We start from the raw sequence: 22,886 nt of genomic DNA on the forward strand, positions 1-22,886 counted from the left end.
ATGTGGGAATTGCCTGTCACAAGAAGGAATTGCACGATGCGCTTTGTTTCGGGATGTCTGGCCGGGCTGCTTGCAGCGAGTTCGGCGCTCGCGGATTCGTGTTGGGATCACAACGGGTCGGTGATGCGGTTGACCGATGCGGGGGCGGCGCGGACGTTTCTCTACGAGCAGCCACGCCAGAGCCTGTGGGGGACCGGGATACAGCCGGGCGTTTGGCTGTTCAGCGGCACCAAGAGCGGCGATTGGTACAGCGGGACGGCGCGGGTGTTTTCCTCGGCCTGCCCGGGTAACCCGTTGGAATACTGGGTCGAGGGCCCGGTCTTGCAGAACCCTCTGAGGGTGCAGGTGACGGGCCGCCGCGAAGTGCATCAGAACTGTCAGCCGACCGGGCGCTGGACCGAGGACGTGCTGGTGTTCACCTACATGTACAATTGCTAGGGCGGGCCTTCCGGACGCCCCGACTTCGCCGCCCTTTCGGGCGCTCAGCGGCCCGCCCTCCAAGCCGCGCCCCGGTGCAAGTCGTTTTTCAGCGACACTAGGTCGGGCCGGAACGGTGGTGTGTCGTGGCGCGCGGTATGCGTCACGCAACACGTTCGGGAGACCTGATCCATGAAGACCACTGTCAAAGCCCTTGTCGTCGGTGGCGGCGCCGTCGGCACCTCGATTGCCTACCACCTCGCCAAGGCGGGTTGGGACGATGTCATGCTGCTGGAGCGTGACGAGCTGACCTCCGGCTCGACATGGCATGCGGCTGGCCTGCTGCCGCTGTTCAACATGTCCTATGCGACAACCCACATCCACAAGTACTCGGTCGATTTCTACAAGACGCTCGAGGAAGAGACCGGCCTGAACGCCGGGTTCGCCGTGGTCGGCAACCTGCGCATGGCGCAGACGCAAGAGCGTATGGACGAGTACATGCTGTACGCGTCCACTGCCGAGACCTGCGACGTGAAATACGAGTGGCTGAGCCCGGAGCAGATCAAGGAGCGCTGGCCGCTGATCGAGACGAGCGATCTGAAGGGCGCGATCTACCACACCGAGGACGGCTACATTAACCCCGCCGACGTGACGCAGGCGATGGCCAAGGGCGCGCGCCAGCGCGGTGTCGAGATCGTGCGCAAGATGCAGGCCGATGCCTTCCACTGGACCGGCACGCATTGGGAAGTCACCTGCACCAAGATGGTGGAAAAGGGTGGCAACCTGATCCCGTCCGACGAGCAGGTCGTCATCACCGCCGAGCATGTCGTCACCGCGAGCGGAAACCACGCGCAGCGCACTGCCAAGCTGCTGGGCATCAAGATGCCCGCGATCCCGGTCGAGCACACGTTCATCGTCATGGATCAGGACCCCGAGCTGGTCAAATGGCGCGCCGCCGGCAACCCCGAGCACCCGGTCGTGCGCGATGCCGACAACGAATCCTATGCCCGCGAAGAGCGTGGCGGCTGGATTCTGGGCATCTATGAGCATGGCGCGCCCGCGCGCTTTGAATATGGCGTGCCGGACAGCTTCCGCGCTGATCTGTTTCCGCTGGATCTGGACCGGATCGCCGATCAATACATGGCGATGGCCGAGCGCGTCCCGTCCTGTGCGGAAAGCGGCCTGAAGGACGATTTCAACGGCCCGATCTGCTACACCCCCGACGGCAACCCGCTGGTTGGCCCGGCACCGGGTCTGCGCAACATGTGGCTGGCCGAGGGCTTCTCTTTCGGGATCACCGCTGCGGGCGGCACGGGCTACTACCTTGCCCAGATGATGGTGAACGGCGAGGCCGAGATCGACATGGCCTCGCTCGACCCCAAGCGCTATTCGTCCAACTGGATGACCACCGAATTCGCCGCGCGCAAGAACGAAGAGTGCTACAGCCACGTCTACATCCTGCACCACCCCGACGAAGAGCGCGAAGCCTGCCGTCCGCTGCGCACCGCCCCGGCCTATGACCGTCAAAAGGCGCGCGGCGCGCAGTTCGGTTTCGTCAACGGTTGGGAACGCCCGAACTATTACGGCCCCGTCGGCGCGCCCGAGACCTTCGACCATGACGCGCGGTCGTTCCGTCGCGGTGGCTGGTGGCAATATGCGGTCGAAGAGGCGAAGGCGATCCGCGAGGGCGTCGGCCTGATCGACGCGACCGCGTTTTCCAAGCATGTCGTCAAGGGCCCCGGCGCGACCGCGTTCCTCGACTGGTTCACCTGCAACAAGCTGCCGAAGGTCGGGCGCATCAACCTGACCTACGCGCTGACCGTGGCCGGTACGACCCGCACCGAATACACCATCGTCCGCAATGGCGAGAACCATTACTACCTCGTCTCGGCTGGCGCCTGGACGGAGTATGACGCCGACTTCCTGCGCAAGGCGGCCGAGGACAAGATGGAGGAGTTCGGCTATATCGAGATCCAGGACGTCACGACCCAGTGGGGCGTCTTTGCCATCGCCGGGCCGAAGTCGCGAGACGTCCTGAAATCGGTCATCAAGGATGCCGATCCCGAGACGGCGCTGTCGAACAAGCGCTTCCCGTGGCTGTCCGCGCGCCAGATCGAACTGGGCATGTGCCCGGTCAACGCGATCCGCGTGGCCTATACGGGCGAGCTGGGCTGGGAACTGCACCATCCGATCGAGATGCAGAACTACCTGTTCGACCTACTGGAAAAGGCCGGTGAGCCCTATGGCATGAAACTGGTCGGCGCGCGCGCCCAGAACTGGCTGCGTCAGGAGAAATCCTATCGCGCCTTCGGCAACGAGTTGGGCCGCGATGCGACCCCCGCCGAGGCCGATCTGCCGCGCTTCATCGACCTGTCCAAGGACTTCCACGGCAAGGAGGCCATGGAAGCCACGGGCATCCGGTCGAAGTGCTGCACGCTGCTGATCGACGGACCGGCCGATGCCGATCCGTGGGGCCGCGAGGTGTTGTATACGCCCGAGGGCGAGCGCGTGGGTCGTCTGACCTCGGGGGGCTATTCGGTGGCCTTCGAGAAGTCGATCGGCATGGGCTATGTCAAGCCCGAGCTGGCCGTGGAAGGCACCAAGCTGAAGGTCAAGATCCTCGACCAACTGTGGGACGCCGTGGTCACCTGCGACAGCCCCTACGACCCCAAGAACGAGACGATCCGCAAGGACGGCTGACGCCTGACGGCGTGCGAGAGGCTCTGCCTCTCGCGCTCTCCGAGGTATTTCGGGACCAAAGAAGACAGGGGCGGGGTGTGCAATGCGCCCCGCCTTTTGCCATGCGGGCGCGGGCAATTGTCCCGGTCAATGCGGTCGGCGCGGGTTGCCTTCCGGGCCGTGGCCGCTAGGGTCCGATCCAGCGGAAGAAGGAGCAGCGGCATGGGGCTGAACGTATATCTCTCGGGCGAAATTCACAGCGACTGGCGGGAGCGGATCATCGAAGGCGCGCAGGGTCTGGACGTGACCTTCAACGCGCCGGTGACCGATCATGCGGCGTCTGACGATTGCGGCGTGGCGATCCTTGGGGCGGAGACGGACAAGTTCTGGCATGACCGCAAGGGCGCGCAGGTCAACGCGATCCGCACCCGCAAGGGGATCGCGGATGCGGATGTGGTCGTGGTGCGGTTTGGCGAGAAATACAAGCAGTGGAACGCGGCCTTCGATGCGGGGATGGCCGCCGCCATGGGCAAATCGGTCATCACCCTGCATCCCGAAGAGCACGACCACGCCTTGAAGGAGGTCGATGCGGCGGCGCTCGCCGTGGCCCGCACGCCGGATCAGGTCGTGCAGGTTCTACGTTACGTGCTGACCGGGGCGCTGCCGTCCTGACACGGGGGGCGGCCCCCGCACCGGGTCAGGTGTCGCGCGCGGGAATGGACTTGCCGCGTTGCACGGCGGGTCTGTCCATGAAGCGGGCGAGATAGGCGTTGACCCTTGGGTAGTCCGACCAGCCCACGGCCTCGTGCGCCCCGTAGTATTCGAGCATCGCCAGCCAGGGACACAGGGCGATATCGGCGATGGAATAGGGACCTGCGATCCAGTCCCGATCGCCCAGAGACGTTTCCAGCACGGTCAGCAGCCGCCGCGTTTCGTTGACGTATCGGTCCCGGGGCAGGGGGTCCTCGACCTTGGACCCGGCAAACTTGTAGAAAAACCCAAGCTGTCCGAACATCGGGCCGACCCCGCCCATCTGGAACATCAGCCATTGGGTGATGGTGTGCCGCTCGCCCGGCGTGTTGCCCAGAAGCGCGCCGGATTTCTCGGCGAGATACAGCAGGATCGCGCCGCTTTCGAACAGGGCCAGCGGTGTGCCGTCGGGGCCGTTCGGATCGATGAGGGCGGGGATCTTGTTGTTGGGATTGAGCGACAGGAATTCCGGGCTTTTGACATCGTCGTCGGACAGGGTCACGAGATGCGGCTCGTAGGGCAGGCCGGTTTCTTCGAGCATGATCGAGGCCTTGACGCCGTTGGGCGTCGGATAGCTGTAAAGCTGGATGCGGTTCGGGTGCCGGGCCGGCCAGCGGCGGGTGATGGGAAAATCGTCTGGGAAGGTCATTTGGGTCCTTTCAGGAGACGGGGGAAAGGTAAGCCGGGTTTCCCGGTTTCAAAGGGGCGGCTCTGTGCAAAGACGCAAACGTGTTGTTAACTCTTGATGGGCCCGGTGGGGGCTCGTGTCTGAAGAAAAGGGCTTGGGACGTGATTCAGGAATTCAAGGATTTCATTGCCAAGGGCAATGTGATGGACATGGCGGTGGGTATCATCGTCGGGGCGGCCTTCACGGCGATCGTCTCGTCGCTGGTGGGGGATCTGATCAATCCGATCATCGCGCTGTTCACCGGCGGGATCGATTTCTCGGGCTGGTTCTATGCGCTGGACGGCAATGACTACGCGTCGCTTTCGGCGGCCGAAGAGGCGGGCGCGCCGGTCTTTGCGGTGGGGCGTTTTGTCATGGCTGTCGTGAATTTCTTCATCATCGCCTTCGTCGTCTTCATGCTTGTGAAGATGGTCAACCGGGTCAAGGCGGCGGCGGAAAAGCCCGACGATGTGGCCCCCGAGGTGCCCACGGGGCCCTCGCAGCTGGATGTGCTGCTGGAAATCCGCGATGCGCTGAAGAAGTGACGCATCGCATAGGAGGGGGGTAAACCCATCCTCTTTGACAGGCGCCCGGGTTGCCTAACCGGGCGCCTTTTGGCTATCAGGGCGCGGCATGAGCTGCCGAGGGACGCATGACCAGAACCGAGAAACTCGCCCTCGGCAGCGTGGCTGTCGGAACATTGGTTCTTGGAATCAAGACCCTCGCCTGGGCCATGACCGGGTCGGTGGCCCTGCTTTCGGACGCGGCAGAGAGCATCGTCAACGTGGCCACTGCGGTGGCGGCATTTCTGGCGGTGCGGTTGGCGGCGCGGCCAGCGGATGACGACCACCCGTTCGGCCATCACAAGGCGGAATATTTCAGCGCGGTGCTCGAAGGCGTGCTGATCGTCGTCGCGGCGGTCTTCATCCTCAACGAGGCGTGGCAGGGCCTGCGGGCGCCGCAGATGCTGGATGCGCCGTGGCAGGGGCTGGGGGTCAACCTTCTGGCCAGCGTGGTGAATGCGGTCTGGTGCTGGGTGCTGTTGCGGGCGGCGCGGCGCTATCGCTCGCCCGCCTTGCAGGCGGATGGCAAGCACCTTTTGTCCGACGTGGTGTCGTCGGTCGGGGTGACCATCGGTGTCGTCGCCGCCGTGCTGACCGGCTGGGCTTGGCTCGATCCTGCGCTTGCGGCGGTGGTCGCCCTCAACATCTTGTGGTCAGGCTGGACGGTGGTGCGCTCTTCGGTCGGTGGCTTGATGGATGAGAGCGTGCCGGACAGCGACCTTTCGGCGATGCGCGAAGTGATCTCGACCAATGCCTATGGCGCGGTCGAGGCACATGACCTGCGGGCGCGACACGCGGGCAGCGCGACATTCGTTGAGTTCCATTTGGTGGTGCCTGGAGAGATGACCGTCGAGGCCGCGCACGAGATCTGCGACCGGCTCGAAGAGGCGCTGAAAGCGGAGATTCTCGGGGCGCGGGTGACGATCCATGTGGAGCCGGACCACAAAGCCAAGCATACCGGGATCGTGGTGCTTTGAGACGAACGGGAAGGGGGCTCTGCCCCCGGCGCTGACGCGCCGCCCCCGCGGTATTTCGGGCCAGAAGAAACCTGCACGGTGGAAATAACCAACGACGCGGCACCTCGGGCGCAAGGGGATGCGCAAGACCCAGGGTGCCGCGCCGCGATGTGCCCCCGTGGAAGGGTCGGGGGCACAGGGACGGATTTACGCCGCCAGCTTGGACGGGGCTGTGTAGGCGAGGTTCAGCGCCTTGGACACGGCCTCGTAGGTGATCTGGCCGGCATGGACATTGAGCCCGTTCATCAGGTGGGGATCGTCGGCGCAGGCCTGCTTCCACCCTTTGTCGGCGAGCGCCAGCATGAAGGGCATGGTCGCGTTCCCAAGCGCCAGCGTCGAGGTGCGGGCCACTGCGCCGGGCATGTTGGCGACGCAGTAGTGCACGATGCCGTCGACCTCGTAGATCGGGTCCTGATGGGTCGTGGCGCGCGAGGTCTCGAAGCAGCCGCCTTGGTCGATGGCGACGTCGACGATCACCGCGCCGGGCTTCATCGTGGACAGTTGCGCGCGGCTGACCAGTTTGGGCGCGGCGGCACCGGGGATCAGCACTGCGCCGATGACCATGTCGGCCTCTGCCACCATCTCGGCGGTGTTCGCGCCCGAGGCGTAGCGGGTCTTGAAGACCGAACCGAAGGCATCGTCGAGATAGCGCATGCGCGGCAGCGAGCGATCCAGAACGGTGACATCCGCGCCCATCCCGGCAGCGATGCGCGCCGCATGGGTGCCGACGACGCCGCCGCCGATCACGGCCACCTTGGCTGGGCCGACACCGGGCACGCCGCCCATCAGCACGCCACGCCCGCCATTGGCCTTTTGCAGCGACCACGCGCCCATCTGGGGCGCAAGGCGACCGGCAACCTCGGACATGGGCGCGAGCAGCGGCAGGCCGCCGCGATCGTCGGTGACGGTCTCATAGGCGATGCAAGTGGCGCCCGAGGCCATCAGGTCGCGGGTCTGCTCGGGGTCCGGGGCAAGGTGCAGGTAGGTGAACAGCAACTGGCCCTCGCGGAGCATCTTGCGTTCGACCGCTTGCGGTTCCTTGACCTTCACGACCATGTCGGCGGTGGCAAAGATTTCCTCGGCACTGTCGACGATCTTGGCACCGGCAGCCTCGTAGGCGGCATCGTCAAAGCCAGCGCCCAGACCTGCGCCCTTCTGGATCAGCACGTCATGGCCATGGGTCACGGCCTCTTGTGCCGCGTTCGGCGTGACACCGACGCGGAATTCCTGCGGCTTGATTTCGGTGGGGCATCCGATCTTCATTGCGTGTCCTCCTCCAAGGGGATGTTCGCGATTTACTGCGACAGGATGACACGGGATGCTTGCAATAGGCTCCGAGACTGCGGCACAGTTCGACAGTCGCGCGCACGATCCTTCGACGCGCAAACGCTTTGACCGGAGGATTCTTCGCATATGGTGCTGGACGAGACAGATAAGCGTATCTTGCGGGTGCTTCAGCGCAAGGGCCGGATTTCCAACGCGGATCTGTCAGAACAGGTGAACCTGTCGCCGTCGGCCTGTCATCGGCGGGTGCAGCGGCTCGAAGAGGCAGGATATGTGCGCGATTACGTGGCGCTTTTGGATGCGCGAAAGCTCGGCTTTCCGACCACGGTGTTCGTCGAGATCACCCTGAGCGCGCAGGCCGACGAGGTGCTGGAGGCGTTCGAGACCGCCGTGTCGCGCGTGCCGGATGTGCTGGAATGTCACCTGATGGCGGGCACGGCGGATTACATCCTGAAGGTCGTGGCCGAGAACACCGAAGATTTCGCCCGCATTCACCGCCAATACCTGACGCGGCTGCCCGGGGTGGCGCAGATGCAATCGTCGTTTGCCCTGCGCACCGTATTCAAGACCACGGCCCTGCCGGTTTGAGACAATTCCTCGGCATTTTCTCCGGTGATCGGAATCGGGGTTAAAGCGATTTTCAACTTCCGGGCGTATTCGGTTCGCCGGGGGTACGCGCTTTGGTCTTTTCGATCTATGGTCAGGACAACGAATTCGCCACGGCGACCGGCAGCAATGTCGGCGTGTCTCCGGGCCAGTCGTCCTTCGACTATCCGCCGAACGGGACACAGAACCTGATCATCACGACGAAGGCCGGCGACCCCGACCCGCGCCTGTTCGAGATCGGCGATACTTACGAGATCACGTGGGCTGGCACGGGTGGCGGCGGCACGATCACCGATGCGGTGGTGACGCGCAGCGACGCGGTGGGTACCGACGGCGTCATCGTCTTCGAGGGGTTGGATGAAAACGGCGATCTGGCCGAGGTGATCTGGACGCCGGGATTCGATCTGGAAAACTGGTATTGGTCGAATTTCTCGGGGGGCAATCCACCGCAATTCTTCACCACCGATCAGAACGCGGCCTACACGCATGAATTCGTCTGTTTCGAAAAATCCGCGCGCATCCACACGCCGCGCGGTTTGATCCCGGCGGGCCGTATCAAACCGGGGGATTGGGTCTGCACATGGTCGGGCCGCAAGCAGCAGGTGCGATGGGTGGGGCAGCGCAGCGTCGCGGCGGATGGCCCGGCGGCGCCGGTGCGCTTCGACGTGGGCACGATCGGCAATTTCAAGCCGTTGAAGCTGTCGCCGCAACATCGCGTCCTGATCGCCAGCACCGAGGCGGAACTGCTGTTCGGCGCGCGCGAGGTGCTTGTGCCGGCCATCGCTCTTGTGGATGGGGCGGGGGTGAAACAGATGCGGCGGCGCGAGGTGACCTATGTGCATATCCTGCTCGACCGGCATGACATCCTGATCTGCGAGGGCGCGCCCTGCGAAAGCCTGTTGCCCGGCTGGCGCACGCGCGACCTGCTGACCCCGGAGGACCGCGAGGCGGTGCGCGCCGCACTCAACGACGAAAGCCGCAAGCCGTGCCGCCTGATCCTGACACGATCCGAGGCGCGGGTGCTTTTGCCGAACCGGGTCACGCCGCACCGGGAGCCCGCCTTGCTATAGGCGCCCGCACAGGCCATTGTTCGGCAAAAAAGGGGGGCAGATGGCCGATTGGGATCATATCGTCGTGGGCGCGGGCAGTGCGGGCTGCGTGATGGCGAAACGTCTGGCCGAGGGCGGGCGGCGCGTGCTGCTGCTGGAGGCGGGGGGCAAGGATAGCTACCATTGGGTGCATATCCCGATGGGCTACCTCTATTGCATCAACAACCCCCGCACCGATTGGTGCTTTCGCACCGAGGCAGAGCCGGGCCTGAACGGCCGCGCGCTGCTTTATCCGAGGGGCAAGGTGCTGGGCGGGTGCTCTTCGATCAACGGCATGCTTTATCTGCGCGGGCAGGCAGCGGATTATGATGGCTGGCGGCAGATGGGCCTGACCGGTTGGGGCTGGGACGACGTGCTGCCCTATTTCAAGAAGTCCGAGGATTATTCCGAAGGTGCCTCCGACCTGCACGGCACGGGCGGCGAATGGCGCGTGGAACAGCAGCGCCTGCATTGGGATGTGCTCGACGACTGGCGCGAGGCGGCGCATGCCGCCGGTTTGCCCAAGGTCGAGGATTTCAACACCGGCGACAACGAGGGCGTCGGCTATTTCCGTGTCAACCAGCGCAGCGGTTGGCGGATGAACACGGCCAAGGCCTTCTTGCGGACCGCGCCGAAGGACCGGGTGCAGGTCGAAGTGAACGCGCAGGCGAAACGGCTGATCATCGAGGACGGGCGCTGCGTCGGCGTGGTCTACGATCAGGGTGGGGTCGAGCACGCGGCGCGCTGTGGCGGTGATCTGGTGCTGTCGGCGGGGGCGATCGGTTCGCCGCAGATCCTGAAACTGTCGGGGATGGGTCCGAGGGACGAGCTGCGCGCGCATGGGATCGAGGTGCAGTACGAGGCGCCGGGGGTGGGCGCGAACCTGCAAGATCACCTGCAATTGCGCTGCGCATGGAGGCTGACAGGGGCGAAGACCCTCAACACGCTGGCCAGCACCCTGATCGGCAAAGCGATGATCGGCGCGGATTACGTCTTTCGCAGGCGCGGGCCGATGAGCATGGCGCCCTCGCAGCTGGGGGCGTTCTCCAAATCGCGCGAGGGGCTGGCGACGGCGGATCTGGAATACCACGTGCAGCCCCTGACGCTGGAGGCGTTCGGCCAACCCTTGCACGACTTTCCAGCGATGACGGCCTCGGTCTGCAACCTGCGCCCCGAAAGCCGGGGGACGGTGACGCTGCGCTCGGGGGATTTCCGCGACGCGCCGAAGATCGCGCCGAACTATCTGTCGACGCCGGGCGACCGCCGCGTGGCAGCCGATGCGATCCGGCAGGCGCGCCACATCATGGCGCAGGCGCCCATGGCGAAATACGCGCCGGAAGAGATGAAACCGGGCGTGTCTTTCGAGACCGACGAAGAACTCGCACAGGCGGCGGGCGAGATCGGCACGACGATCTTTCATCCTGTGTCCACGGTGCGGATGGGGGTAGAGCCGGACGCGCCCTTGGATGCGCAGTGCCGTTTCAAGGGGATCGGGGGCTTGCGGGTGGTGGATGCCAGCGTGATGCCCGTGATCACCAGCGGCAACACCAATTCGCCGACCATCATGATCGCCGAAAAGGCGGCGGATATGATCTTGCGGGGGGCCGGGGTGTAACCCCGGCCTACGGGCTGTCGCGCCTATTGTTTGGGCTTGTCGTCGTATTCGCCGGACAGGATGCGGCGGGCGTCCCCTTCGGGGTCGTCATATTGGTTGCTGCGGATGGTGAAGACGAAGAACAGCAGCCCCGCCCCGCCAAGAACGAGCGAAATCGGGATCAGGTAGGTCAGGATGTTCATGCTTACCTCAGGCGTAGCGCGTTCAGCGACACGGTAATCGAGCTGGCCGACATGGCCAAGGCGGCGATCAGCGGCGAGCAGAGCCCCGCCACCGCCAGCGGCACTGCAATGATGTTGTACCATGTCGCGATGGTAAAGTTCTCCTTGATCCGGCGGGTGGCCTTGCGGGCGGTCTGCACGGCATCGGGGATCGGCGCCAGCGTGCTGCCCAGCAGCACGATATCCGAGGCCACGCGCGCCGCATCCAGCGCCGAGGCGGGCGAGATCGAGGCATGGGCGGCAGTCAGCGCGGCGGTGTCGTTCAGCCCGTCACCGACCATCAGCACATGCGCGCCATCGTTCGACAGGGCCTGAATGCGCGCGGCCTTGTCCTGCGGCAGGGCCTCGGCCAGCCAATGCTGGATGCCAAGCCGGTGCGCAAGCGACTCGACCGTGGCGGTGGTGTCGCCGGACATCAGGATCACGTCGAGACCAGCCTCTTGCAGGGCCTTCACCGTGGCCTCGGCGCCGTCGCGCAGCCGGTCGGTGAAGGTGAAGGCTTGCGCAGGCCCGTCGCCGATGCGCAGCCACGCGGCGGTCTGGTCGGTCTGGCCGCCACCGACCCAAGCGGAGCGGCCAAGGCGGACGGTCTGGCCGCGCCAAAGGGCTTCGGTGCCGTGGCCGGGGATCTCGCGGATGTCTTCGAGTTGCTCGGGCGTGATGCCTGCGTCTTGCGCGGCGCTGGTCAGGGCGCGCGACAGCGGGTGGGCAGAGCCCAACGCCAAGGCCAGCGCGATTTGCAGGTCGCGGCGGGTGAAATCGCCCAGATTGGTCAGTTCGGGCGTGCCTGCGGTTAGCGTGCCGGTCTTGTCGAAAACCACCGTGTCGACCTGTGCCAGACGCTCCAGCGCCGTCGAATCCTTGATCAGCAGACCCTTCTTGAACAACCGGCCAGAGGCGGCGGTGGTGACGGCGGGCACGGCCAGACCCAAGGCGCAGGGACAGGTGATGATCAGCACGGCGGCGGCGATGTTCAGCGCCACGCGCAGATCGCCGGAATACAGGAACCAGCCGACGAAGCTGAGCGCGGACAGGATATGGACACCCGGCGCATAAAGCTTGGCCGCGCGGTCGGCCAGCGAGGTGTAGCGCGAGCGGCCCGATTCAGCGACCGCCACCAGATCGGCCATGCGGTGCAGCGAGGTGTCGCGCCCAACGGCGGTGGCGCGGATGGTCAGCGGGCCGGTCAGGTTGACCTCACCGGCGCTGACATCCTGACCGGGGGCGGCGTAGACCGGCAGGGTCTCGCCGGTCAGCAAGGATCGGTCGAGTTCCGAGGTGCCCTCGGCAATGACCCCATCGACGGGCATGCGGCCACCGGGGCGCACATGGATCAGGTCGCCCACGCGCAGGTCGGCCACGCTGACCTGCTCCTCGCCCTCGGGTGTCACGCGGAAGGCGCGCGGCACTTCGAGCGCGGCCAGTTCCTCGGCCGCCGAGCGCGCGACCGAGCGCGTGCGGTGATCCAGATAGCGGCCCGTCAGCAGGAAGAAGGTCAGGGCAATCGCCGCGTCGAAATAGGCGTGTTCACCGGACAGGGTGGTTTCCCAAAGCGACGTCACCAGCGCCAGCAGGATGGCGAGCGAGATCGGCACATCCATGTTCAGGGCGCGGGCCTTCAGCGCGGTATAGGCGTTCTTGAAGAAGGGCTGGGCGGAAAACGCCACCGCCGGAACCACGATGATCGCAGAAATCCAGTGAAAGAGGTCGCGGGTCTGGCCCTCGGCCCCGGACCAGACGGCGATGGACAGGAGCATGACGTTCATCGAGGCAAAGCCGGCCACGGCCAGCCGCATCAGCAACTCGCGCCCGGCGCGGTCGGTTGCGGTGGCGGACATCGCCGTGGTGTCGAGTTCATGCGCTTCGTAGCCCGCGCCCTCGACCACGGGGATCAGGTCTTCGGCGGTCAGGTCTGGGTCGGCCTCGATGCTGACCCGCTTCATCGTCAGGTTGACGCGGGCCGAGCGCACGCCCGGGGCCGCGCCAAGCGCGCGTTCCACCGTGGCCATGCAGGCGGCACAGTGGATGGTCGGCAGCGACAACACGATATGCGCCTCGGTCGGCGCGTCCATCTCGGCCAGACGTTCCGCCGCCGGGGCAGCGGAACAGGCCGGGCAGGCGGAGACGGGGGGGCGCATCGTCGCGGTCATGTCAGCCTCCGATGCTCACTTCGAGCCGCTGTTCGAACAGCGTGCCATCCAAAGATGTGGCGGTCAGCCAGATGTCCCAGTTGCCGGGGCGGAGCGTTTCATAGACCACGTATTCGGTACCGTTGAAGCCCCAGTCCGGGTTCAGGTCCTCGGACTGGTTGGTGGGGCGGCCGATCTTGGCCGACAGCTTGGCCGCCTGAACGGGGCGGCCCGTCTCATCGGTGATCGACAGGGTGATGCGATCCTCCAGAATGCGCGCCTCGATATCCCAGCCAAGCGCCTCTTGCGCGGCGCGGCGATCATCGAAGGTCTGGCTGGCGATATAGCCGTTTTCGACCTCGATCCCCGGGAAGGTGCGCACGGCATTCACCGCCAGCGCGATATTCACCCCGATGATGATCCCGAAAGCGCCGACAAAGATCGCCAGAACGTGCCAGCCTGTCAGGCGGAATTCCTTTTTCGCGGGTTTTGTTGCGGCCATCATTGGTCTCTCCCGTTGAATACAGTGTCTTTCCAGGCGCGGTCGCCATTGGTCAGGTCCTCGACCCAGAAGCGGAACTCGGTCCGTTCATCGGCGGCAGGCTGAGAGCCTGCGGGCGCCACGACGTAGACCTTCTGGTTGAGCGTCGCATTGGCGGGCACATTGACCGTTTCATAGGGTGTGCCTTCCAACTGGACGCGCAGGAATTCGTTGCCCGTGAGCGAGATGCGGAAGGGCCGGTCCTCGCCATGCTTGTTCAGCAGGCGCACGTCATAGGTGTTGCGGATCGAGCCATCGGACATCGTGACGAAGATCGGGTTGCGCACCGGGGCGACGTTCAGCTCGATCTCGGGGCGGATGAACAGGGCAAAGACCAGCCCGATGCCCACCAGCGACCAAAGCGCCGTGTACATCATGGTGCGTGGGCGGAAGACGTGCTGCCAGACGGGACGCGGCGCGTTGCCCTCGCGCTCGCGCGGCTCGTCCGACAGGGCGAGATAGTCGATCAGGCCGCGCGGCTTGCCGATCTTCGCCATCATGTCATCGCAGGCGTCGATGCACAGCGCGCAGGTGATGCATTCCAGCTGTTGGCCGTCGCGGATGTCGATGCCCACGGGGCAGACATTGACGCAGGCGTAACAGTCGATGCAATCGCCCAGCCCCTCGCGGGATTTGCCCTTGCCGCGCGGTTCGCCGCGCCATTCGCGGTAGCCGACGGTCAGCGTATCCTCGTCCATCATCGCGGCCTGGATACGGGGCCAAGGGCAGGCATAGATGCATATCTGTTCCCGCGCGAACCCGCCAAAGAAGAAGGTCGTCAGCGTCAGGATCAGCATGGTCGTATAGGCGACCGGATGGGCGTTCAGCGTCACCAGATCGCGCAGCAGGGTCGGCGCATCGGCGAAATAGAACACCCACGCCCCGCCGGTGGCCAGACCGATCAGGAACCACGCGGTCCACTTGGTGAGCCGAAGACGGATCTTGCGGAAATCCAGTTTCTTCTGGCGGTGCAGGCGCAGGCGGGCGTTGCGGTCGCCCTCGATCCAGCGTTCCACGAGAATGAAGAGGTCGGTCCAGACGGTCTGCGGGCAGGCATAGCCGCACCAGACGCGCCCCAAAGCGGAGGTGAACAGGAACAGCCCAAGCCCCGCCATGATCAGCAGGCCCGCGACGAAGTAGAATTCATGCGGCCAGATTTCGATCCAGAAGAAGAAGAAGCGCCGTTCCGCAAGGTCCAGAAGCACCGCCTGATCCGGCAGTTGGGGTCCGCGATCCCAGCGAATCCAAGGGGTTATGTAGTAGATGCCCAGCATGAGCGCCATCAGCACCCATTTGAGGTTGCGGAACTTGCCGCTGACGCGCCGGGGAAAGATCGGCTCGCGGGCGGCGTATAGCTGCGGTGCAGGTGAATCGGACACGGGATATCGCTCCGTTAAGGTCTTGGTTGCGCCCCTTGTCACAGGTGCGCGGGCAGGCGGCTTTGACCTGCATCAATTTCTATATCTGAGTTGAAGCTTTTGGCGCGACAGCCCCCGTGGCCTCGCGCCGCAGCCATGTCAGAAAGGCGCGCAAGGGCGGACGAGGCGCGCCGGGGCGCGTGACGACGTGATAGCCCTTCTTACGTTCGTCCTGAAACAGAAGGCGCAGGCGTCCGGCAGCGATGTCATGCTCGACAAAGGCGCGGGCGACGGTGGCGACGCCCTGACCCTGCCGGGCCGCCTCGATCATCAGGTTGCCGGGCATCGCGGAAATGACCCTCGGCAGGCTTTCATGCAGGCCCTTTTCGGTGAACCAGTCGGAGGCCTCGGAAGTGCCCAGCTCCTGCATCCACGGGTAGACGGACAGGTCCGCGAGATCGGTGATCGGGGCGTCGCCGACCAGTTTGCGGGCGGCCACCACGACGATGGGCGAGGCGATCAGAAGCTCGGAGACGAGCCCGGCCCAGTCGCCATTGCCATAGCGCAACGCGACGTCGATTCCGCCTGGCTCCAGCGGTTGCACCTTGGCGCTTGGGTCGATCATCAGGCTGATATCCGGGTGTTTTTCGTGAAATCGCGGCAAGCGGGGCAGAAGCCAGTTGGCGGCCAGCGTCGGTGTGGTGGAAATTTGCAAGGGTCGGTCGGCATCGGCGCCTGTCAGGGCCTCGATACAGGTCATCATCGCGCCGAACCCGTCGAGCAGGGCGCGGGCCAGCGTCTCGCCCTCGGGGGTCAAGCTGGCCTGCCGCGCGCCACGGTCGAGCAAGGTCAGACCCAGATGGTTTTCCAGCGCGCGGATCTGCTGGCTGATGGCGGCATGGCTGACATTCAGCGCCGCGCCCGCCTGCGTGACGGATCGTGTCTGCGCGTAGGCGGCAAAGGCGCGCAAGGCAGACAAGGGCGGCAGGGTCGACCAGTTCATGTGTAATTCCAGCTTACATATGGGATTTATTCCTGAGTCGCATGGCAAGGCGGTTTTCGTCAAGGTGAGGGGGCCTCAGGACGACAAAGGAGACACGCCATGTTGGGCATTTTCGCAAAGAGCTTCATGACTGCCACGCGCAGCGACGACCGCCGCGCGCCGGCCAAGGAACCCACCCGCTGGCTGGACGCGGACCTGCCGTTTCGCCGCTTTGCGGATCGGCGCAATGATTGATCCGGTTGTCGTGGTGCCGATGCGGGTCTTGCGCCCCCGGCAGATCAGGGAAAGGCGACCAGAACGGCAGCGGCGGTGATCGCGACGGCGCCGCCCAGAATCGCCCCCCAGAAACAGACCAGCCCCACGGGCGTCGCCAGCGCGCGGCGCCCGATTTCGTGTTCGGGCAGGCCCAAGCGGCGCAGGCGGGCGCGCAGCCGCAACAATCCCGCAAGGCAGGCAAGGGTTGCGCAAGAAGACAGGATGAGCAGCGTCATGCCCGCTGTCTTGCCATGTCGGACAGGGAATGAAAATGCGCCGATGCCCCAGGAAACGCGCGAACAGGACAGGGCATCGGCGCCATACGCCCCGGCCCGAAGGCGGGGGTGTTTCGTACCGGGGGGAGGGCCCCGGCCTATGTGCCCACCATGCGACAGCCCCGCGCCTGCGACTTTGACCTGAGTCAAGTTTTCCGCCGGTAATCCCTTGTTCGCAAAAAATAATTTCGATGCATCTATTGAGTGGTCCGGCGATGGATTTCCGGGTCGCAGGCAGGCCGCCCACATGACAGACATCGGGGCGCCGGGGCTCGACAAAGAAAAGGGCCGGGAAAAACCCGGCCCTGATCCTGTGCGTCAGAAGGGGACGTCTTACTGCGTGGCTTCGCCGCCGCCGAGCCCGTGGACATAGATCGCCACGGCGTTGATCTCGGCTTGGGTCAGGCGTTCGTTCCAGTTCGGCATGACACCGTAACGGGCATTGTTCACCGTCTCCATCAGCGTGTCGTAGTCGCCGCCATACAGCCAGATCGCGTCGCTGAGGTTCGGCGCGCCGATGGCGCGGTCGCCCTTGGCATCCTCGCCGTGGCAGGAGGCGCAGTTGTCGAGGAACACCTCTTCGCCTGCGGTCGCGGCCTCGGCGTCACGCGGGTCGCCCGACAGCGACATCACGTAGTTGACCACTTGATCGATCTGCTCGTCTTCCAGCAGGCCATCGCGGCCAAAGGCGGGCATTTCCGACTGGCGCAGCCAATCCTCGTCCGAGGGCTGGCGGACGCCGACGGTGATCGTGGTCTGGATCGACTCGATATCGCCGCCCCAGAGCCATTCGTCGTCCAGCAGGGCAGGGTAGCCCTTGGCGCCAGCGCCGTTGGTCTGGTGGCACTGGATGCACCACGTGTTGAACACCGCCTCACCGGCATTGACGGCATAGCCGTGCAGGTCCGACGTGCTGTCAGCCGCGAGCGCAACCATGTCGGCCTCGGCCAACTGGCCATTGATCTCGGCATTGGCCTGACTGACCGCCTCGATCTCTTCGGCCACCTGTGCGCGGGTCGAGAATTTGAGCAGACCCGGCGTCGCCCCGGTGATGCCCGGCCATGCGGGATAGGCGATGGTGTAGCCGATCCCCCAGACGATGCAGATGTAGAAGGTGTACAGCCACCACTTGGGCAGGGGCTTGTTGTATTCCTTGATACCGTCCCACTCGTGGCCGGTCGTCTCGTAGTCGAGATCGTCTTGCTTTTTGTCTACCATGTCCCGGCCTCCTTATCCGGCGGGCTTGTCGTCGTGGCGGAACGGGATGTTCGCGACGTCTTCGTGGGTCTTCTTGGACCCGGGCCGGAAGGCCCAGACCACGATCCCAAGGAAGAAGAGGAACATCGCCAGAAGCGCCCAGCTGTCTGCGAGTTGCCGCAGGAAGGAATAGGTTTCCATGATCCCCTCCCTCAGCGGCTTGCGTCAGGCGTGAAGGTCGAGAAGTCGACCAGCGTGCCCAGCATTTGCAGATAGGCGATCAGCGCGTCCGCCTCGGAAACGCCGGGTGCGGCGTCGAAGTTGCGGATGTTCACGTTCTCGCCGTAGCGTTCCAGCAGACCGTCATAGTCGCTGTCCGGATCGGCCTGTGCCTTGAAATCGGCCTGTGCGGCTTCGATCATCTCGGAGGTGTACGGGACACCGACCCAAGAATGCGTCCGCATCAGGTCGCCGATATACTCTCCCTCGATGAGCTTTTCTTCGAGGAAGGCGTATTTCGGCATGACCGATTCCTGCACCACCGATTGCGGATCGCGCAGGTGGTCGAGGTGCCATTCGTCCGAGTAGCGACCGCCGACGCGGGCCAGATCCGGCCCGGTCCGCTTCGACCCCCATTGGAAGGGGTGGTCGTACTTGGATTCGGCAGCCAGCGAGTAGTGACCGTAGCGTTCGACCTCGTCGCGCATCGGGCGGATCATCTGGCTATGGCAGACATAGCAGCCCTCGCGCAGGTAGACTTCGCGCCCGGCCAGTTCCAGCGGGGTGTAGGGGCGCATGCCCTCGACATCCTCGATGGTGTTTTCGAGATAGAAAAGCGGCACGATCTGCACCAGACCGCCGATGGTCACCACCAGAAAGGCAAAGATGGCCAGCAGCGAGACGTTCTTTTCAAGGATCGCGTGTTTGTTCAGGATACCCATTCTCTCGGCCCTCCTTATTCGGCCGGAGTGGCGTGAGCGGCGGCGGCACTTGCTTCGACAGCAGGGGCACGACGCGCGGTCATCCACAGGTTGTAGCACATGATCACGCCACCGGCGACGAAGAGCAGGCCACCCAAGGCACGCACCACGTACATCGGGAACTTGGCGTCCACGGTCTGGGCAAAGGTGTTCACGAGGAAGCCGTTTGCATCGACCTCACGCCACATCAGGCCTTCCATGATGCCGGTCACCCACATGGAGGCGGCGTAGAAGACGATACCGATGGTGGCGAGCCAGAAGTGCCAAGAGACCAGCGACAGCGAATACAGACGCTCACGGTTCCACAGCTTCGGCACGAGGTAGTAAAGCGCGCCAAAGGTGATCATGCCGTTCCAGCCAAGCGCGCCAGAGTGCACGTGACCAATGGTCCAGTCGGTGTAGTGGCTCAGCGAGTTGACCGCGCGGATCGACATCATCGGCCCTTCGAAGGTCGACATGCCGTAGAAGCCCACGGAAATCACCATCATGCGGATCACCGGGTCGGTGCGCAGCTTGTCCCATGCGCCGGACAGCGTCATCAGGCCGTTGATCATCCCACCCCAGGACGGCATCCACAGCACGACCGAGAACACCATGCCCAGCGTCGAGGCCCAGTCGGGCAGCGCGGTATAGTGCAGGTGGTGCGGACCGGCCCAAATATAGATGAAGATCAGCGCCCAGAAGTGGATGATCGACAGTTTATAGGAGAACACCGGACGTTCGGCTTGCTTCGGGATGAAGTAGTACATCATGCCGAGGAAGCCCGCAGTCAGGAAGAAGCCCACGGCGTTGTGGCCGTACCACCACTGCACCATCGCGTCCTGCACACCGCTGAACACCTGCACCGATTTCGAGCCCCAGATCGACACCGGGATGGCAAGGTTGTTGAACACGTGCAGCATGGCGACGGTCAGGATGAAGGACAGGTAGAACCAGTTCGCCACGTAGATGTGGGGTTCCTTGCGCTTCACGATGGTGCCGACGAAGACGGCCAGATAGGCGAGCCAGACGATGGTCAGCCACCAGTCCACGTACCATTCCGGTTCGGCATATTCCTTGGCGTGGGTCGAGCCCAGCAGGTAGCCGGTCGCGGCCAGCACGATCACCAGCTGGTAGCCCCAGAAGACGAACCATGCCAGATTGCCGCCCCACAGGCGCGCGGCGCTCGTCCGCTGCACCACGTAGAACGAGGTGGCAATCAAGGCGTTGCCGCCAAATGCGAAAATCACCGCCGAGGTGTGCAGCGGGCGCAAGCGGCCAAAGTTCGCATAGCCTTCGGCCCAGTCGAAGTTGAGCGCGGGAAAGGCCAGCTGGGCGGCGATGAACGTGCCGACCAGAAAGCCGACAACGCCCCAGAAGGCGGTTGCGATGACGCCGTAACGCACGACGCCGTCCATATATTCGTTTTGAGGAGCCGGCACGACCGGCTCATCGGTGCGGCGCAAGACCCAGACGAACATCCCCGCCGAAACCAGCAGGATGATGAACGCGTGGACCATGTAAGCCACATCTCGTGCATAGTTGGTCGCGACCGCGGCGAAAATCGCGATCAGGCCAAGCACGATTAGCTTGAGATAGTTCAACATGTTTCGTCCCTTCGTCTGACGCACACGATTCGATTTCGCCCGTGCGCGCGTTTTTGACTGGTCCGTGTTTGGGGCGGGGGGCGAAAAGATACATTGATCTGCATCAATGGAGGTCGCCCGCGTGTTTGACCCGCGTCAAAGTGCGCAGGTCGCCGGTACGTTAGCGTGGGTCACGTCAGCGGAGCAGGAGGATTCCATGAGCTACAAGACGATTCTGACGGTTTGCACCGATGCGGACCTGCTGAACAGCACACTCGATCACGCGGCGGCGGTGGCCGCCGGGCACGATGCGCATCTGGACGTGCTGTGTCTCGGCGTCGATCGCACCCAGACCGGCTACTACTATGCGGGCGCCAACGCGATGGTGCTTCAGGAAACGCTGGCTCGCGCCACGTCCGAGGCCGAGGCGCTGGCCGAGGCTGCGCGCACGCGGATGCAGGCCCACGACCTGCGCTGGAGCGTCGAAAGCGGCGTGGCGCAATTGGCCGATATCGGGCGGCACGTGGCGGCGCGGGCGCGGTTCGCAGACCTTGTGGTGCTGCCCAAGCCCTATGGCGAGGGTCACGGCATAGAGCTGGAACCGGTGGTCGAGGGCGCCTTGTTCGAGGGGCAGGTGCCGGTGCTGGTCACGCCAGACGATGTCACGCCAAAGGTGGCGCCGCAGCGCATCCTGATCGGCTGGAACGAAAGCGCCGAGGCGTTGCGCGCGGTGCGGGCGGCGCTGCCGCTTCTGGTGCAGGCGGATGCGGTGCATGTGGTGGTGGTCGATCCGCCGAAACACGGGCCGAACCGCTCCGATCCCGGCGGCGCGCTGTCGGCATGGATGGCGCGGCACGGTGTGCGGGCCGAAATCGACGTACTGTCACGCACCATGCCGCGCATCTCGGACGTGATGCAGCGCCATGCCATCGATGTCGAGGCGGATCTGCTGGTGATGGGCGCCTATGGCCATTCGCGCTTCCGCGAGGCGATCCTGGGTGGCGCAACCCGCAACATGCTGGAACAGGCGCAGGTGCCGGTCTTCATGGCGCACTGACCGGCGCGGCGATCTGCGACAGGGCGAGGAGCGCGGAACGGCCGAACACCCTGTGGTCAGGACGCCATGTCCGAAAAAACCTCCCGAAGGTCTCTTCGGGAGGTTTCGCGTTGGAGGTCGGCTGTGCGGACTGACCGGGCATTCGCTGCCGCTTTGCCAATGGCTGCTTTCGGCAGGTGTTACAGGAGGCCCGTGGCAAGCAGCCTCACCGCGGAGGACGTGTCAAATGTCTTTGGCAAAATAGTGCAGATGCGGCCGTAACATTGGTTGATCTAAATATGTTGTCGTTTCTACCGGTGCGTCCAACTCCACAAACCCAAGCTTGGGGTACAGGTCTCTCATTTCCACATTTGGAGTGAGCGTGTCCGCGATTAGCCGTTTGAGACCCATTTTCCGGGCAACATTCTCACGCGCTTCGATCAACGCGCGTCCAGTGCCCGTTCCTCTGGCTTTTTCAGTGACAAAAACCCTTTTGAGTTCCCCGGTATCTGGCCCAAGACACTTCATCATACCACAGCCGACGATCTCGCCCTCCGGAGAGCGGGCAATGACCAAGCATCCCTTTGGAGGCAAGTAGTCATCCGAGTTATCCCAAAATTCAGCGAGTGCGCTTTTCGGCGCCGCAAGATCGATGTCGAAACCCATGGCCCGCATGCGCTGTACAATTAGCTCATAATACTGCGACAGAATGCCGTTTAGTTCGTCCTTGGCTGGCAGTTCTTCGCAAGTCTCAAGCCTGATATCGTTCATAGCCCGCTTAAAATGTCCAAAGGAAGGTCAATGAACAAACGATAGGCTGGGAAGGCGGGCATGTCAGCTTCATTCTATCCATTGGCATTTGCCCACTTCATGACGTTGCTATCATAGCCGTCGTTCAATGAGCGCGCAACATTTGTCATCAAGGGCTCTGACCAGACATTGCGGGTCGCGTCGGACTGGCAGGCATTCATGGCATGAAAAAAGGCAGGTTCCGAAGAACCTGCCTCAGGAATTTGCGCCAGAATGGGAGGAGAGGGCGCAAAATCCGTGTCAGTCCCGAAGGACCGATATTACTTCGCAGCCGCGGTTGCTTTCTTCGCGGTTGCGGTCATGTCGTCGGTGGCCTTCTTGACGGCGGCGGTGGCGTCTTCGGAGAAGTCCTTGCCAGCTGCCATCATCAGTTCCACGGTGTCCATCTGGACCTTCTTCGCGATCTCGGCGAAGGCAGCCATGTTCTCGGCGGCAACTTCGGCCTGAGCGGATGCGAAATCGGTCATCGCCTTGGCGTAATCAGCCGGCTCGGACTTGGCTTTCGACATGTCGGCCAGCTTGGACAGGGTGTCCTTGGTCCACTTTGCCGACAGCTCGGTCGACTTCTCAGCGGCTTCCAGAGCCACGGAGGACAGCTTTTCGTTCATGGTGGCGGTGGTCTTGAACGCGCCTTCCATTGCCTTGGTGTCGACCGGGAATGCACCCATCATTTCTTTCATCATCGCGGTGAAGTCTTGAGTCTGTGCCATGGTAGTCAATCCTTTGGTTCAACTGCCGCGGGCCCACCCCGCCTTTGTTCTGCAGCTTGAAACCAATATGGATGCTGCGGTGCAGCATTTCAAGTGAAATTTCTGCATCGCAGCATTATTC

Annotated in this window: 24 protein-coding genes; 10 read left to right on the plus strand and 14 right to left on the minus strand. The window is 63.9% G+C overall.

The features are described 5' to 3' along the window. The first annotated feature begins 36 nt into the window (after window positions 1-36). The 3 genes from D8Z78_RS04870 (at window position 37) to D8Z78_RS04880 (ending at window position 3,768) form a co-directional block, all read left to right on the plus strand. Window positions 37-438, plus strand: a complete 402-nt coding sequence (locus D8Z78_RS04870; RefSeq protein ID WP_121631330.1) for a hypothetical protein — start codon at window positions 37-39, stop codon at window positions 436-438. A gap of 171 nt (window positions 439-609) precedes the next feature. Next, on the plus strand, window positions 610-3,117 hold the full coding sequence (locus tag D8Z78_RS04875) for a GcvT family protein (RefSeq protein WP_121631329.1): 2,508 nt from the start codon (window positions 610-612) through the stop codon (window positions 3,115-3,117). Window positions 3,118-3,318: 201 nt separating this feature from the next. Then, window positions 3,319-3,768 (plus strand): YtoQ family protein, encoded by a 450-nt coding sequence (locus D8Z78_RS04880; RefSeq protein WP_121631328.1) that lies wholly within the window; start codon window positions 3,319-3,321, stop codon window positions 3,766-3,768. Window positions 3,769-3,793: 25 nt separating this feature from the next. On the opposite strand, the gene D8Z78_RS04885 is transcribed toward D8Z78_RS04880, so the two are convergent. After that, window positions 3,794-4,495 carry a glutathione S-transferase family protein gene (locus D8Z78_RS04885; RefSeq protein WP_121631327.1) on the minus strand — a complete coding sequence of 234 codons (702 nt, stop codon included), beginning with the start codon at window positions 4,493-4,495 and terminating at the stop codon, window positions 3,794-3,796. A 140-nt stretch (window positions 4,496-4,635) separates the two neighbouring features. On the opposite strand from D8Z78_RS04885, the gene mscL reads away from it, so the two are divergent. Continuing rightward, window positions 4,636-5,058: a large conductance mechanosensitive channel protein MscL gene (gene mscL / locus D8Z78_RS04890; protein WP_121631326.1), complete on the plus strand. Its 423-nt coding sequence runs from the start codon at window positions 4,636-4,638 to the stop codon at window positions 5,056-5,058. Window positions 5,059-5,165: 107 nt separating this feature from the next. Next, window positions 5,166-6,053, plus strand: a complete 888-nt coding sequence (locus tag D8Z78_RS04895; RefSeq protein WP_121631325.1) for a cation diffusion facilitator family transporter — start codon at window positions 5,166-5,168, stop codon at window positions 6,051-6,053. A gap of 186 nt (window positions 6,054-6,239) precedes the next feature. Here D8Z78_RS04895 and ald read toward each other — a convergent pair whose 3' ends face one another. Continuing rightward, on the minus strand, window positions 6,240-7,355 hold the full coding sequence (ald, locus tag D8Z78_RS04900) for an alanine dehydrogenase (RefSeq protein ID WP_121631324.1): 1,116 nt from the start codon (window positions 7,353-7,355) through the stop codon (window positions 6,240-6,242). Between the two features lie 150 nt (window positions 7,356-7,505). Between ald and D8Z78_RS04905 the strand changes: the two genes are divergently transcribed. The 3 genes from D8Z78_RS04905 (at window position 7,506) to D8Z78_RS04915 (ending at window position 10,685) form a co-directional block, all read left to right on the plus strand. Next, on the plus strand, window positions 7,506-7,964 hold the full coding sequence (locus D8Z78_RS04905) for an Lrp/AsnC family transcriptional regulator (protein ID WP_121631323.1): 459 nt from the start codon (window positions 7,506-7,508) through the stop codon (window positions 7,962-7,964). Window positions 7,965-8,056: 92 nt separating this feature from the next. After that, a complete protein-coding gene (locus D8Z78_RS04910; protein WP_121631322.1) occupies window positions 8,057-9,052 on the plus strand; it encodes a Hint domain-containing protein in 996 nt (331 codons plus the stop codon). A 40-nt stretch (window positions 9,053-9,092) separates the two neighbouring features. Then, window positions 9,093-10,685, plus strand: a complete 1,593-nt coding sequence (locus D8Z78_RS04915; protein ID WP_121631321.1) for a GMC family oxidoreductase — start codon at window positions 9,093-9,095, stop codon at window positions 10,683-10,685. 23 nt (window positions 10,686-10,708) lie between these two features. Here D8Z78_RS04915 and ccoS read toward each other — a convergent pair whose 3' ends face one another. The 5 genes from ccoS to D8Z78_RS04940 form a co-directional block, all read right to left on the minus strand. Then, complete coding sequence (ccoS, locus tag D8Z78_RS04920) at window positions 10,709-10,867, minus strand: cbb3-type cytochrome oxidase assembly protein CcoS (protein WP_121631320.1); 159 nt, start codon at window positions 10,865-10,867, stop codon at window positions 10,709-10,711. 2 nt (window positions 10,868-10,869) lie between these two features. Further along, a complete protein-coding gene (locus D8Z78_RS04925; protein WP_121631319.1) occupies window positions 10,870-13,056 on the minus strand; it encodes a heavy metal translocating P-type ATPase in 2,187 nt (728 codons plus the stop codon). A 1-nt stretch (window position 13,057) separates the two neighbouring features. Beyond that, window positions 13,058-13,537 carry a FixH family protein gene (locus tag D8Z78_RS04930; RefSeq protein ID WP_121631432.1) on the minus strand — a complete coding sequence of 160 codons (480 nt, stop codon included), beginning with the start codon at window positions 13,535-13,537 and terminating at the stop codon, window positions 13,058-13,060. After that, window positions 13,537-14,955: a cytochrome c oxidase accessory protein CcoG gene (gene ccoG, locus D8Z78_RS04935; protein ID WP_121631318.1), complete on the minus strand. Its 1,419-nt coding sequence runs from the start codon at window positions 14,953-14,955 to the stop codon at window positions 13,537-13,539. The genes D8Z78_RS04930 and ccoG overlap by 1 nt, the downstream gene beginning before the upstream one ends. Window positions 14,956-15,034: 79 nt before the next feature. Continuing rightward, window positions 15,035-15,937 (minus strand): LysR family transcriptional regulator, encoded by a 903-nt coding sequence (locus D8Z78_RS04940; RefSeq protein ID WP_121631317.1) that lies wholly within the window; start codon window positions 15,935-15,937, stop codon window positions 15,035-15,037. 99 nt (window positions 15,938-16,036) lie between these two features. On the opposite strand from D8Z78_RS04940, the gene D8Z78_RS25200 reads away from it, so the two are divergent. Next, entirely contained in the window at window positions 16,037-16,171 is a 135-nt protein-coding gene (locus D8Z78_RS25200; protein ID WP_255446334.1) for a hypothetical protein, read from the plus strand. Window positions 16,172-16,215: 44 nt separating this feature from the next. Here D8Z78_RS25200 and D8Z78_RS04945 read toward each other — a convergent pair whose 3' ends face one another. From D8Z78_RS04945 to ccoN, 5 genes are all read right to left on the minus strand, one after another. Next, window positions 16,216-16,428 carry a hypothetical protein gene (locus tag D8Z78_RS04945; protein ID WP_121631316.1) on the minus strand — a complete coding sequence of 71 codons (213 nt, stop codon included), beginning with the start codon at window positions 16,426-16,428 and terminating at the stop codon, window positions 16,216-16,218. A gap of 372 nt (window positions 16,429-16,800) precedes the next feature. Then, window positions 16,801-17,685 (minus strand): cytochrome-c oxidase, cbb3-type subunit III, encoded by an 885-nt coding sequence (gene ccoP / locus D8Z78_RS04950; protein ID WP_121631315.1) that lies wholly within the window; start codon window positions 17,683-17,685, stop codon window positions 16,801-16,803. A 12-nt stretch (window positions 17,686-17,697) separates the two neighbouring features. Then, entirely contained in the window at window positions 17,698-17,865 is a 168-nt protein-coding gene (locus D8Z78_RS04955; protein ID WP_121631314.1) for a cbb3-type cytochrome c oxidase subunit 3, read from the minus strand. Window positions 17,866-17,876: 11 nt separating this feature from the next. Next, a complete protein-coding gene (gene ccoO, locus D8Z78_RS04960; protein WP_121631313.1) occupies window positions 17,877-18,605 on the minus strand; it encodes a cytochrome-c oxidase, cbb3-type subunit II in 729 nt (242 codons plus the stop codon). Between the two features lie 14 nt (window positions 18,606-18,619). Continuing rightward, complete coding sequence (gene ccoN / locus D8Z78_RS04965) at window positions 18,620-20,230, minus strand: cytochrome-c oxidase, cbb3-type subunit I (protein ID WP_121631312.1); 1,611 nt, start codon at window positions 20,228-20,230, stop codon at window positions 18,620-18,622. 196 nt (window positions 20,231-20,426) lie between these two features. Here ccoN and D8Z78_RS04970 point away from each other — a divergent pair, with 196 nt between their 5' ends. After that, on the plus strand, window positions 20,427-21,266 hold the full coding sequence (locus tag D8Z78_RS04970) for a universal stress protein (protein ID WP_121631311.1): 840 nt from the start codon (window positions 20,427-20,429) through the stop codon (window positions 21,264-21,266). A gap of 222 nt (window positions 21,267-21,488) precedes the next feature. Here D8Z78_RS04970 and D8Z78_RS04975 read toward each other — a convergent pair whose 3' ends face one another. Together D8Z78_RS04975 and D8Z78_RS04980 are read right to left on the minus strand one after the other, a co-directional pair. After that, entirely contained in the window at window positions 21,489-22,016 is a 528-nt protein-coding gene (locus D8Z78_RS04975) for a GNAT family N-acetyltransferase (RefSeq protein WP_121631310.1), read from the minus strand. Window positions 22,017-22,315: 299 nt separating this feature from the next. Then, window positions 22,316-22,765 (minus strand): phasin family protein, encoded by a 450-nt coding sequence (locus D8Z78_RS04980; RefSeq protein ID WP_121631309.1) that lies wholly within the window; start codon window positions 22,763-22,765, stop codon window positions 22,316-22,318. Window positions 22,766-22,886: the final 121 nt, after the last annotated feature.

Source organism: Tropicibacter alexandrii, assembly GCF_003667315.2.
GTDB classification, from domain to species: domain Bacteria; phylum Pseudomonadota; class Alphaproteobacteria; order Rhodobacterales; family Rhodobacteraceae; genus Tropicibacter; species Tropicibacter alexandrii.